Below are 11812 nucleotides of genomic sequence, written 5' to 3' on the forward strand. Positions count from 1 at the left end.
AATTTAGCAAAAACATTAAAATAACGCTGGGTTTACTGCACGTCTATGGTCACCTTGTACATCGGTTTGCCGCGGTAGCTGCTCAATGCGTTTGCCGGCGCGGTTATAACCTGGACATTCTTCTTGGTGACGCCTTTCTGTTGCGTGAGCACTTTCAGAAGGTCTTCGTTTCTCTTTTTCGCGAGTTCGGAAAGTTCTGCGCGGAGGGTCTTCGCATCGACCTTGTCCCCGTTTTCCTTGAGGTAGGCCTGGAACCCTTCGTCGCTGTCCTTCATTTCGAGGATGGCACGGTGGTCAAGTTCGGTCAGCTTTTCCTTGCCATGCGTCTTCTTGTAGTATTCCGTCTTGAACTTTACGGTGCGGTAGGCGTCGGTTGTCTTGCGCACGTTGTAGTATTGCGTGAATATGAGCTTCAGGTTCTTGTCCTTCGAAAGTGCTTCCGTCATCTTGGATGCCTTCGCGTATTGTTCGCTCGTGAATGTGGCGCTCGTGGCGTCGATAATCACTTCGTTGTTCTTGCCGAGATCGAGCCCCATAGCCCCTGCTCCCGTGGCAGCGAGGTTCCCGACAATCTTGAGGGGGGATATCGCAACCTTGATAAGCAGGTTCATCACCGTCTTCCAGATGATTTTGCCGATGGAAAACTGCGGATCCTTCATGTTGCCGTGAACAGGGATGTCAAATTGAATCTTGTCGTCCTTGTCCTTGAGAATGTAGAGGCCGACCTTCATCGGAACTGTGAATTCGGGATCCGAGTTCGGGTCCTTGTCGCCCACGTCGATGTTGTAGATGTCAATGGTGTTCTTGCTGTCGAGTTCGAAGTTCTTGATCTTGTTTTCGCTTGCGAAAGCGAGGGTGCCGGCACTGAGCGGGTAGCCCGTGTAATGGTGGCTGTAGTTGCTGAAGTATTTGAGCGCGAGATTCTTTACGCTGATATAGGCATCCATCGTGCCGAGGTTGTTGAGTGCGCCCTTGTACTTGACTGCGAGCTTGCCGCCTTCGGGGAATGCCGCAGAAACGTTGATGGCGCAGGGTGTGTCGAAGTTTATGTTCGAACCGTTTACGGTAATCGCACTTACCGTGTAGTTGAACGGCTTTGTAATGGAATGGTCAGTGGCGCTAACCTTCGTATTCTGGACAATCAGACGGTCGATTTTGGCCTTGAGCTTCTTGGCGGGTTCCTTCGATTCTTCTTCCGCTTTCTGTGTAGTGGTATCTATGGCAAGTGAATCCATGCCGCCAAGCACCAGCTGTTGGTCAGCTGCAAGTTGTGCACTGTCAGGTTCGTCGGCAGATCCTTTTTTCAGAAGCACGTCGATATTTGTCTTGCCGTTCTTGTAGAGGTCCAAATGCGCAAAAGCCCCGTCGACCACGACGGAATCCACATGGAAGTTGTTCTCGTTGATGTTTGCGCGTGCGATGCCTACGCCTACATGGTTCACGCCGAGCGATTTTCCGCTCGTTTCGGTGAGCTCGATGCCGTCCACAGAAACGGTTCCCTTGATATTCGAGGAGAGAATATCGTTCAGGTTGCCCGTAAGGTTCATGTCGACAGAGAGCGAACCCTTGAAATCCTTGTAGTTGATAAAGTCGTTCAGATAGGGCTTAGCGCAGGCGAGCGCGAAATCCTTGAGCGCAACATTCAGGTTGAAATCGTTAGTTGCCGCGTTCGCTTCCACTTTCACGTTCAAGTCTCCGCCGTCGGCGAACTTGAGGCTTAAGCCTACATCGGTCTGCTTGTTGCTCAGGTAAACGGCGGGAATATTGAGAGAGAAATCTTGCAGATGGATTTTAGAACCGATTTTCGTATCCTGATAGATGATGTTGCCCTTCTCGAACATGATATTTTCGACAGAGATGTTGAAGGGGAGGCCTTCTGCGATTTCTGCCGCATTTACCATTCCCGCAGAATCAGCGGCGACGCTATCGGCCGCCATGGCAATGGAATCGGTCGACGTCGTATCGCCCTTGGCTAGGAATTCGAGGATGTCGGTAAAGTTGAATCGGTCCCCGTGTTGCAAGACGCGCGTGTAAAGTCCTTTTAGGTAGATTTCGCTCACAGCGACCGTTCCCGTAAGCATCCTCAGCGGGTCGGCGTTCACACGGAACTTGTCAAAGGAGACGAACGGGGTTTCCCCATCTTTCTCGTAGACGGCAAGGCTGTCGATTTCGAGTGTGAAATTGAACGGATTCAGGCTGATGCTTTCGATGGCAACCTTGCGTCCGATTAGGTCTTCGGAATTGTTGACGATATAGCTCCTTGCAACCATGGGGGCAATCTTGAGACCGGCAATGACAAGAATTGCAAGCGAGGCGATGACGATGGAAATGATGATTAGAGCTTTCTTCATACGAATAATTTAAAAAAAAAGGAAGTTTGTTTGAAATCTGCAATCTAATTTGTACTTGTTGAATCTGCCTTCGCCTTGAGGGAATCCGTTTTTGCGGAGTCTTTGGGCTGTTCGTTAAGAGAATCCAGCTTTAAGGGTTCTTTTGTGGGCTCCGGGGTGGCCGAGGGAATCAAGCTTTGTAAATCAAGAAGGGGACTTTCTTCTTCGGCCTTGGAATGAATTTTCCAAACATTTGTTGAGTCTTTTTCGGTAAGGGGCGTAGCTCCTAGAAGGTCAAAACAGGAAACTGCCAACGCGAACCACTCCCGAATCCACATCTTGCGGGATTCCCGATTGAATAGCCAGGTATTCGGATTGTATACGTGGTCGCGAATGTCTGCTGTCAGGTAAACAGGCGAGTCCCCGGAAAGTGTCTTGAAAATTTTCGCAACACGGCGAGTGGCCGGGGCTGAGGTGACCAGAAGGACCGTGTCGGCCTTGTGTTTTTTGAGCCATGGAATCACTGTTTGGGCTTCGAACAGCGTAGAAGGATCGTCATGGTGCACTATAAAAATTGCTTCGGGATTGAATCTCCCTTGCGTCATGAAATCTTCGACATAAAAATCAGCGTTGCTTTTGGTGCGGTAGACACGGCGTCCGAGAATCATTACCGAATCGACTTTCCCCTGGGCCATGAGATCGGCCACATAGTCGTTTCTTTCGAGATTGGCGGACTGTCCGTCGAGAATGACTGCCCATTTTACATGTTCGAATTCGTCGTCCTTGACAAGCCAATGCCCGCTCATTGTAACGGTCGCATAGATAAAGACTGCGGCAAGGGCCACCAGGATGCCAATAAGCACAAATATTTTCTTGTGGCTCTTGCGGACATTCTTGTCGTTCATGAGAATCTTGGACAAACTAGACTCCTTTATGTTGCCTTTACGTATAAAATTGCATTTTCACCGTCGGCATAGTACTTCTTGCGCTCTGCGTAAGGCTCGAAGCCGTGCTTCTCGTAGAAGCGGCGGGCTTTTGTATTGCCTTCACGCACTTCGAGGAACATTTTATCGCCATTCTCGAAATCAAGATGCGCAATGCCAGCGTTCAATAGCGCAGTGCCGATTCCTGCGCGCTGGTGCGAATCATTTGTAGCGATACTCAGGAGTTCGCTGTCCGGGCCCATCAGGTGGAAGATGGCATAACCCAATATATCCTTACTGTCATTCTGGAGGGGCGAAGCCCCGATAGAATCACGGGGATCTTCGTTGGTGTTAAACTGCGCCTCCACGTAAACGACGCACAGGGCATAGTCCGCCGTGATTTCGGCAATAAACTGCCGCTCGTTCCAGTCCTGGAAGGCAAGCGCCTTCTGGATTTGAAGGACCTGCGGCAAGTCATCAATTTTCATTTCGCGAACGGGCATCGGCAAACCTTCCGCAAGCCCGCGGGCTACGATTTCAACTTTTCGAAATAGGACGGCTGAATGTAGTTTGCTTCCTGGATGAGCGACGGCTTGACGGTACTGAACAGCGGGGCCCACATGTCGAGCGGCTTGCCTGTGTCGGGCGAAACGCTTGCGCCAATTTCAGCAAAGGCGTCCTTGAGCGTATCGTCTTCCTGTGCGGGGGCGTCCGCGACAATCGCCTTGACTTTCGCGTTCTTGATGCGTTCGATAACCTCGGGCGTCTCGATGAAGAATTCCTCACCGTTCAGCCTCATGTACCAGAACCCGGTGCGCGCGCGGATAATGACTGCGGCATCGGTACACGCAGGTGTATTGCCCGCGGCATCGTGCGCAAAACAGGCAAGCGCCTGCAGGGTCGTGACCCCGTAGAGTTCGCGCTTCCCGCTGAAGCAAAGCCCCTGGCAGAATGCCACTCCGGTCCTGAGCCCGCTGAAAGAGCCGGGCCCGAGCGTCACCATCACGCGCTTCACGTCATCGAGAGTCGCGCCCACGCGCGTGAGCAGCGTGTCGAGCGATTCCCCGAGAATTTCCCCGCGGGCCTCCGTGTTCACGATTTCCTCGTAAACGCGAGCGATTGCATCCGTAGTTCGCGCATTCATAGGCTGGCCGCTGGTCGCAACCGCCATCGAGATGCCCTTCCGGGAAGTATCTACGTATAAGTCAATAGTCATTGGTCTTTAGAATTCAGGCCTATCGCTTAATCGTGAGGCTCTTGTCGATAATCATGTCAATGAGCTGGCTGTAGGTAATGCCGTTGCAGGCCGCCTGAGCCGGGAGAATCGACGTGGGAGTCATGCCCGGGAGCGTGTTCGTCTCGATGGCGTAAATCTGGCCATCCTTCGCGATGCGCACGTCCGTGCGGCTGTAGCCTGCACCGCCGAGCGCGAAGTGAGCGTTCTTGGCGAGTTCCTGGATGCGGGCTGTCAGTTCGGCAGGGAATTCCGCGGGAGTCACTTCCTGACATTCACCGTTGTACTTCGCCTCGAAGTCGAAGTATTCACGGGTTGTCATGCGCATCTCGGTGGGCGGGAGCGGCTTTTCGCCTTCGATGTAGCCGCAGCTCGCTTCGCCGCCGGCAATAAACTTCTCGCACAGCAGGCGGTTGGAATCCTTAAACAGGTCCTGCGCAATCTTGCCGGCTTCGTCGAGATTCTTGGCGATGCCAATGCCGATGGAGGAGCCGCCCAGCGGGTCCTTGATGACGAGCGGGAACCCGAGTTCGTCAGCGACGCTCACGAGCGTATCGCCCGTAAAGTCGTGCTTCCAGATGACGCGGTACGGCGGGGTCGGGATGCCATTTGCGCGGTAGATTTCCTTGGACTTGATCTTGTCCATCGCGAGTGCCGAGGCAAGCAGGCCGCAACCCGTGTACGGGATGCCCCAGTTCTCGAGCATCGCCTGGATGTGACCATCTTCGCCCCACTTGCCGTGCAGTGCCAAAAACGCGATGTCGGCAGCCGGGAGTTCGGAGAGGGCGGGGGACTTCTTGGTGCAGGCTGCCGAGCCCTCGAGGCTGCGGAAGTAGTTCACCGAGAAGTTGTCCTTCTGGTACGGGGAAAGTTCGCGGGCGGACCAGTGCCAGGTGCCGTCCTTGTCAATCAAAACAGGGTGGATGTTGTAACGTTCCGGATCCATGGCGCGCACCACGCCGGTGCCGCTGACTACGGAAACATCGTGTTCGGTAGAAGGACCGCCCATCAAGACCAAAACGCGTAAGCGGGACATAAAAACCTCGTTGAAAATTGTATGGCATAATTATAGTAAAAAGCTTTTTGATAGGTTGAGGGGGCTTTCTAAAATCCCCATCTTTCGTTTTTTGACGAAAAAAGTGACCTAAGACGGGAAAAATGTATATTTTACAAAGACGAAATCCCATAATGCGGGCGAGAATGGATATTGAATACAACATTTCTGCGCGAATTCTTGCGAAGGGCGGGACAATCAAGGTCCCTGCCGACGAAATCCTCGGCGGCGTAAGGCCTGCGGACTTTACCGCAGACGCTCTCGCGGCTTATTGTTGCGAAGCTTCCTCCCGCAACACCTGCAAGGTCTATGCGTGGCTTGACCGAGAAGAATACGGCAACGCGAACGTTTTCAACGGCGGGTCCGATTACGAGGTGGTGAATGAGGTTTGCACCCTCTGCATTTGCGATAACGGTGTGGTAATCTTGCGGGAGCGCACGGACCACTGGAACGAAAAAATCGACGAAGTTCTATAGCGCGGAGTCAAATGAATATCGAACGCAAAAAAGTCGAAAGCATTGGTGAATTTGCCCCCAAGACCAAGGCGAGGCTCGTCGCCCTTTTGGGGCTTTCCGCGGCATTGTCCGTTCCGGCGGAGCCTCAGGGTAGCGATGCAGTTATTCCTACGCCCCCGACGGATTCAACAAACACGATCACGCAAGATTCTACCGTTTCTTTAGAGAAGGATTCGACATCCTCTGAATCAGGAAATTATGATTGGAACGATTCTCCCGGGGGCATTATAGTAGATCTTTATGAAGATGAACTCACCGATGAAGAAATGATTAATAATGCTGTTGATGCCGCAGTCGAACGGAATTATTTCAGGCGATGAATTTCTAGATTCGTTGATGTGGGTATATCATTGAACGAAAACCCTTTTGAACTTCTGAAAAAGAGCGACTGCAGCAAGGCCCGCCGCGGCCGGCTCCACACGGCGCATGGCGTCGTGGAAACACCGATTTTTATGCCGGTGGGCACTCTTGCGAGCGTGAAGGGGCTTTCGTCGCGGGACCTGCGCGAAATGCAAGCGCAGATCATTCTCGCGAACACGTACCACCTGTACTTGCGCCCGGGCACGGAACTTGTGGCCAAGATGGGCGGCGTGCAGAAGTTCATGGGCTGGAACGGCCCGATGCTCACCGACAGCGGCGGATTCCAGGTCTGGAGCCTCAAGGAGTTGCGCCACATCACCGAAGAGGGCGTGGAATTCCATAGCCATCTGGACGGCTCGCGCCACATGTTCACTCCGGAATCGGTGATGAAGGCCCAGCGCGAAATCGGGGCCGACATCATCATGGCATTTGACGAATGCACGCCTTACCCGAGCACCGTCGAAGAAGCGTCTCAATCGCTCGACTACACGCTGGCCTGGACAAAGCGCGCGATGGATTGGCTTGAAAAGAACCCGCCGCTTCACGGCTACCCGCAATTCTTTTTCGGAATCGTGCAGGGCGGCATGCACAAGGAACTCCGCAAAAAATCCATCGAAGCGCTCAAGGAACTTGGCCCCGACGGCTATGCGATGGGTGGCCTTTCCGTAGGCGAACCCGTAGAAACCATGTACGAGATTGCGGATTTCTGCACCAACTACCTGCCAGAGGACCGCGCCCGTTACGTGATGGGGGTGGGCACTCCCTGGAATCTGCTAGAACTTATCAAGCGCGGAGTCGACATGTTCGACTGCATTCTGCCTGCTAAGAACGCGCAGGACGGCCTTGTGTACACCAGCAGGGGAGTGCTCCGCTACAAGAACGCCAAGTTCGCCGATGACGACCGCCCGCTCGATCTGGAATGCGACTGCCATTGCTGCCGGAACTACACCCGCGCCTACGTGCGCCACCTGTTCAAGACCAAGGAACCCCTCGGCTGGACGCTATCGACGTTGCATAACCTGCATTTCTACCTGCACTTGATGCAACAGGCCCGCGACCACATTGAAGCCGGTGATTTCGAGGAATGGTCCGCACAAATTATCCCGCAACTCCAGCGCGACGCGAAATAAGGAGTTTTTATGTCGATGATCACCGTAATCGTCATTATGTATGGTTACACATTACTGGCGTCTTTTCTATTGACCTGTATAGTTGCTTGGAGCTATAAAATAAAAGAAAAAAATTTCTTGATTCAAATTGCGTTTAAGCTGTTCGTGGCTTTGTATATGCTTTTATCACCGTATGTATTTCTGTTAATAAGCAAAAAAGCGGAATCACAAGATGAAGGAGATATTCATTCCATCATATGCTTAATCATCTACATGTTTGTGTTTGTGCATGCACTCGCAAAGTATGATCCAAGAGCACATGAGAAAATTTCATTCCGGTTTAAGAAAAAAGATAAATAAGGAAATCCGCTCCTTATGCCGTAAAAAATTGTATTTTCTAGAAGATGATAAACTTTAAGACCCCAGAACTTTCAGACCGGGCGGCAGCGGCAAATGCCGTGGCCGATTCGGGCTATATCGGCAGTGACGCAAGCTTCGCGAACATTTTCCTGCTACGGCAAAAGTACGGCACACAGATTGCGCTGCAAGATGGGTTTCTTTTCCGCTACTATAACGGAGTTGGGAGCCGTCGCGGGTACGCTTTCCCGCTCGGGTCGGGGGAGCCGCAAGCAGCTCTCGCGCTTATTGCCGAAGACGCCCGCGAATCGGGTCGTCCGCTGGAATTCTGCCTTGTGGACGAGCCGCGGGCACAGATTTTGCGGGAGTATTTCGATGCGAATTCCTTCGTCGAAACGGATGGAGTTTTTGGCAAGGAATGCGCCGAGCCTCTACTCCGTTTCGAAGAAAACCGCGGCGACAGCGACTACATCTATTCTGCCGAAAGCCTTGCCACCTTGGCCGGAAACCAGTACAAGAAAAAGCGCAACCACGTTTCCCGATTCAACAGGACTTACTCGGACTACGAAATCCGCGCACTTACGTCGGAAAATTTTGCGGATGCACTTGCGGTCGAAAAGAGCTGGCTCAACATCGAAACCTTGGGCGAATCCAGCGATACCGACTGCGAATGCACCTGCGAATGTCGCGAAGCCGCCTGGGCGGAACGCTCCGAAGATGAAAAATCTAGGCTCTCGGAATACTGCGCTATCCGCGAGGCTCTTGAACACTTTGATGCTCTCGGCATGAAAGGGGCGGTGCTCTATATTGGCGGAGCTTCTGCTGGCATGACGATGGCGTCAGAAATTTTGCCCGGCGTCTGGGACATCCACTTCGAAAAAGTCATCGACGAATACGCCGAAAACGGCGGCTATGCGATTATTAACAAACTATTTGCCGAGCGCCTCGTGGCTGCGGGCGCGAAGTTCATCAACCGCGAAGAGGACATCAACATCGAAGGCCTCCGCAAGGCCAAACTCTCGTACTACCCGCAAACTATATTAGACAAGTCCCACATCGTCATTCTGGAGGGGTGAAACCCCGATAGAATCCATAACATTTAAAGAAAAATGCTCTCTCAAATTCTCTCTAAATCCAGTTGCGCCGCCTGCAAATTCTGCTGCTCTTTCCGCAGGCAGAGCCTCTGGGAAACGCCGCTGTTCCTGCCCGAAGTCGTTGAAAAACTCAGCAAGCCTAACGAATACGGTGTGGTGGGGGAGTTCCGCGACGGCCAAATAGTCCTTGGCGGATACAAAACCGCTGACCCCGAAGAAGAAGTGCCCTGCACCTTCCTCGACCCGCACAAAGGCTGCATTTTAAAGCCCGAAGACAAGCCCTTCGACTGCTCCATCTGGCCGCTGCGCATCATGAATAAAGACGGCGAACTCGTCATCGCCCTCACGCCCACCTGTCCGAGTGTCGGCGCAGTTCCAAGTCAGGCTCTCGTCAATCTCGTAAAAAACGGCCTCGGCGATAAAATTTTCGAATACGCCAAGACGCATCCGTACATTATCAAGGAATATCGCGAAGGATTCCCGATAATTTAATCCGATTGCGTTTTCACGCCTTTAATGCGAACCAAGTGACAAGGCAATCTTCTTGCATTTGGCAATTTCTTTGGGCGTAAGGCCTTTACTCTTGTGGGTTCCGCCTTTTTGAATCACACCTGCAATCTTGAATCCGCTCCAGCAAAGGATTTCCTTGAGGGCGCGAACGGTACCCGCCGACTGCTTGAAAATCAGGTTGAATGGCCATTGGGTAGTGCATGTCGTCACAATGACAGCCTTCTTTCCCTTTAACAGTGGAATCGGGTAATCGCGTTCGCTGTGGTCCATCATGCCGTAAACCCAGCGGTCGAATAGCATTTTGAGTTGCCCGGTCATGTTGCCCCAGTAGCAAGGCGAACCGACTACAAGAGCGTCGCATTCTTGAACCATGCGCAGAATCCGTTTCGCGTCGTCTTCCGGCATCACGCAATCGTGAGTGCTACGGCATTTCATGCAACCGATACACGGGCGAAATTCCAACTTGCAGACATCAATGACTGTTACCTCGGTGCCTTTTTCAAACAGGGTATCACCTATGACATTTAACATCTGGCTGATGTTTCCGTCTTTGCGCGGGCTTGCATTCAAAATGACCACTTTTCTCATTGTGTCTCCATCCAAAAGAAACGTTCTTCTATAAAACTTTCCCCTGTTAAACACCCCAGAATCTAGAAAATGTCACTTAAAAGAACGAAACATCCTTTTTTTATCCCAAATTCGCACCTTTTGTAAATTTTTGGTGCGCTTGGCTTGAATTTAAATTATATTTAAATTGGAAATATAGAGAGTTTTTGCTCTTGTTCTCTAGATGAAATCGGGAAAATTTCAACTTACACGAGGACAAGGCGAACGCTCACGTAGATACGTTTATCGAGCCGCCTATAGCGGTTCTTTTGGGCGTATTTCGACAAGCCGCTTTTGCGGTTCTGTCGCCCTTTTGGGGCGTGGGTCGTTTGCATTTATCGTGTAAGGGCCCTTCCCGAGCCTCGTCTGGGTAAATGCAACGAACCCGCACCCCTTTTTCGTACCCATACAAAATCGGTGTTGCGTTTTCCAAGCCGAACAAGGCGAAACTCCACAGGTTTTAACCGATGGAGGCCGTCATGGCTATGAAGCAATCATTTGCGGTATTTACCCGCCTGTCACCCTGGAGCATAGCGATAGGGTCCGTGTTCACTCTATTCTTTGCCGCTTGTGGAGACAGCGGGAGCAGCAGTGACACCCCCGAAAAGGTCGTGTTAGTTTCGTCTATCGATGACCTCGATGACTGTTCGGACGACCTAGAAGGCGATACGGTCTTTGTCAGGAGCGAAAAGGCCGACTTTGTCTGTGTAGGCGGTAAATGGACAAACTACGATTCATTAGATTCCAGCAATCGCGACACCCCCATCATCGAGTCTGACTTGGTTGTAGCAACCTTCGACGATCTTCCTGTTTGCACAGTCAAGCGCGAAGGTGTAACCACCTATATAAAAGACGAAAAAAAGGCATATGTCTGTACCGACGGCAACTGGAAAGAAGATGTCAAAAAAACAGACGATTCTTCGTTGAGTCTTTCTTGTTCTTCAATTACGCAATCAAGCAGTTCTCTTGACACCCCCAGTAGCAGTTCTGCGAAATCCAGTAGCAGTCAGAAGCCTAGATCTTCGTCGAGCCATATCCCAGAAACAGCCAATGCAACTACGGGAACCATGACAGACTCCCGCGATGGACAAGTATACAAGATTGTGACAATTGGCGAGCAAGTATGGATGGCGCAGAACCTCAATTACGAAACGGACGCTAGCTATTGTTACAAAAATCAGAGTGACAACTGCAACAAGTACGGGCGGCTTTACACATGGGCAGATGCGATGGATAGCGCAGGCACATGGAGTTCGAATGGAGCAGAATGTGGTTATGCAAAAACATGTTCGCCAATATACCCCGTACGTGGAGTTTGCCCCAAAGACTGGCATTTACCGACATATTACGAATGGGAATCGTTGTTTTCTGCTGTCGGAGGAAGTTCTGGTGCAGGCTTGATGCTAAAATCTGTTTCTGGCTGGGTAAATGGAGGCAATGGCACAGATGAATTTTCTTTTACGGTATTGCCTGCGGGCATTGGACAAACATACGGGAGTGGCATCCTTGAGGGCAATAAAGCGCCTTTTTGGATTCCTACAGAGAAAAAAGGGGATGAAAGGCTCAATGCGGATTATGTCTATTTCTCCTCTGGCTCCGACAATGCAATCAGAGCTTCACATCCTAAGAGTAATGCTTTTTCAATCCGCTGTGTCAAAGACTAATACCAAAGCCTAATAGTCAGCCCACAAAGTGCATCTTTAAAAAGCGAATTTAAATA

Annotated in this window: 13 protein-coding genes; 7 read left to right on the plus strand and 6 right to left on the minus strand. The window is 51.4% G+C overall.

Annotated features, from left to right (window positions below):
* Positions 1-32: 32 nt before the first annotated feature.
* Genes B2952_RS07050 through B2952_RS07070 form a run of 5 tightly spaced genes read right to left on the minus strand, consistent with a single transcriptional unit; the run spans position 33 to position 5523 of the window.
* Positions 33-2351 carry a DUF748 domain-containing protein gene (locus B2952_RS07050; RefSeq protein ID WP_290734680.1) on the minus strand — a complete coding sequence of 773 codons (2319 nt, stop codon included), beginning with the start codon at positions 2349-2351 and terminating at the stop codon, positions 33-35.
* 44 nt (positions 2352-2395) lie between these two features.
* Complete coding sequence (locus tag B2952_RS07055; RefSeq protein ID WP_290734678.1) at positions 2396-3235, minus strand: YdcF family protein; 840 nt, start codon at positions 3233-3235, stop codon at positions 2396-2398.
* A gap of 26 nt (positions 3236-3261) precedes the next feature.
* Positions 3262-3756, minus strand: a complete 495-nt coding sequence (locus B2952_RS07060) for a GNAT family N-acetyltransferase (RefSeq protein ID WP_290734676.1) — start codon at positions 3754-3756, stop codon at positions 3262-3264.
* A gap of 26 nt (positions 3757-3782) precedes the next feature.
* A complete protein-coding gene (gene tsaB, locus B2952_RS07065; RefSeq protein ID WP_290734674.1) occupies positions 3783-4469 on the minus strand; it encodes a tRNA (adenosine(37)-N6)-threonylcarbamoyltransferase complex dimerization subunit type 1 TsaB in 687 nt (228 codons plus the stop codon).
* Positions 4470-4488: 19 nt separating this feature from the next.
* Positions 4489-5523: a D-alanine--D-alanine ligase family protein gene (locus B2952_RS07070; protein WP_290734672.1), complete on the minus strand. Its 1035-nt coding sequence runs from the start codon at positions 5521-5523 to the stop codon at positions 4489-4491.
* 164 nt (positions 5524-5687) lie between these two features.
* Here B2952_RS07070 and B2952_RS07075 point away from each other — a divergent pair, with 164 nt between their 5' ends.
* The 6 genes from B2952_RS07075 to B2952_RS07100 are packed head-to-tail and all read left to right on the plus strand — an operon-like array spanning position 5688 to position 9468.
* Positions 5688-6017: a hypothetical protein gene (locus B2952_RS07075; RefSeq protein WP_290734670.1), complete on the plus strand. Its 330-nt coding sequence runs from the start codon at positions 5688-5690 to the stop codon at positions 6015-6017.
* 11 nt (positions 6018-6028) lie between these two features.
* Positions 6029-6376: a hypothetical protein gene (locus B2952_RS07080; protein ID WP_290734668.1), complete on the plus strand. Its 348-nt coding sequence runs from the start codon at positions 6029-6031 to the stop codon at positions 6374-6376.
* Between the two features lie 24 nt (positions 6377-6400).
* Complete coding sequence (gene tgt, locus B2952_RS07085; RefSeq protein ID WP_349679831.1) at positions 6401-7546, plus strand: tRNA guanosine(34) transglycosylase Tgt; 1146 nt, start codon at positions 6401-6403, stop codon at positions 7544-7546.
* A 9-nt stretch (positions 7547-7555) separates the two neighbouring features.
* Positions 7556-7885 (plus strand): hypothetical protein, encoded by a 330-nt coding sequence (locus tag B2952_RS07090; protein ID WP_290734664.1) that lies wholly within the window; start codon positions 7556-7558, stop codon positions 7883-7885.
* 44 nt (positions 7886-7929) lie between these two features.
* A complete protein-coding gene (locus tag B2952_RS07095) occupies positions 7930-8958 on the plus strand; it encodes a DUF2156 domain-containing protein (RefSeq protein WP_290734662.1) in 1029 nt (342 codons plus the stop codon).
* 33 nt (positions 8959-8991) lie between these two features.
* Positions 8992-9468, plus strand: coding sequence for a hypothetical protein (locus B2952_RS07100; RefSeq protein WP_290734660.1), 477 nt, complete (start codon positions 8992-8994; stop codon positions 9466-9468).
* Between the two features lie 21 nt (positions 9469-9489).
* On the opposite strand, the gene B2952_RS07105 is transcribed toward B2952_RS07100, so the two are convergent.
* Positions 9490-10074 (minus strand): flavodoxin family protein, encoded by a 585-nt coding sequence (locus B2952_RS07105; RefSeq protein WP_290734658.1) that lies wholly within the window; start codon positions 10072-10074, stop codon positions 9490-9492.
* Between the two features lie 497 nt (positions 10075-10571).
* On the opposite strand from B2952_RS07105, the gene B2952_RS07110 reads away from it, so the two are divergent.
* Complete coding sequence (locus B2952_RS07110) at positions 10572-11756, plus strand: fibrobacter succinogenes major paralogous domain-containing protein (RefSeq protein ID WP_290734656.1); 1185 nt, start codon at positions 10572-10574, stop codon at positions 11754-11756.
* Positions 11757-11812 lie beyond the last annotated feature (56 nt).

Source organism: Fibrobacter sp. UBA7003, from assembly GCA_002449765.1.
Taxonomy (GTDB): domain Bacteria; phylum Fibrobacterota; class Fibrobacteria; order Fibrobacterales; family Fibrobacteraceae; genus Fibrobacter.

Coding starts and splice junctions, on each gene's coding strand:
- B2952_RS07110 (WP_290734656.1), top strand. CDS start 10,572: ATGGCTATGAAGCAATCATTTGCGGTATTTACCCGCCTGTCACCCTGG.
- B2952_RS07105 (WP_290734658.1), bottom strand. CDS start 10,074: ATGAGAAAAGTGGTCATTTTGAATGCAAGCCCGCGCAAAGACGGAAAC.
- B2952_RS07100 (WP_290734660.1), top strand. CDS start 8,992: ATGCTCTCTCAAATTCTCTCTAAATCCAGTTGCGCCGCCTGCAAATTC.
- B2952_RS07095 (WP_290734662.1), top strand. CDS start 7,930: ATGATAAACTTTAAGACCCCAGAACTTTCAGACCGGGCGGCAGCGGCA.
- B2952_RS07090 (WP_290734664.1), top strand. CDS start 7,556: ATGTCGATGATCACCGTAATCGTCATTATGTATGGTTACACATTACTG.
- B2952_RS07080 (WP_290734668.1), top strand. CDS start 6,029: ATGAATATCGAACGCAAAAAAGTCGAAAGCATTGGTGAATTTGCCCCC.
- B2952_RS07055 (WP_290734678.1), bottom strand. CDS start 3,235: ATGAACGACAAGAATGTCCGCAAGAGCCACAAGAAAATATTTGTGCTT.
- B2952_RS07075 (WP_290734670.1), top strand. CDS start 5,688: ATGGATATTGAATACAACATTTCTGCGCGAATTCTTGCGAAGGGCGGG.
- B2952_RS07050 (WP_290734680.1), bottom strand. CDS start 2,351: ATGAAGAAAGCTCTAATCATCATTTCCATCGTCATCGCCTCGCTTGCA.
- B2952_RS07060 (WP_290734676.1), bottom strand. CDS start 3,756: ATGCCCGTTCGCGAAATGAAAATTGATGACTTGCCGCAGGTCCTTCAA.
- B2952_RS07070 (WP_290734672.1), bottom strand. CDS start 5,523: ATGTCCCGCTTACGCGTTTTGGTCTTGATGGGCGGTCCTTCTACCGAA.
- tsaB (WP_290734674.1), bottom strand. CDS start 4,469: ATGACTATTGACTTATACGTAGATACTTCCCGGAAGGGCATCTCGATG.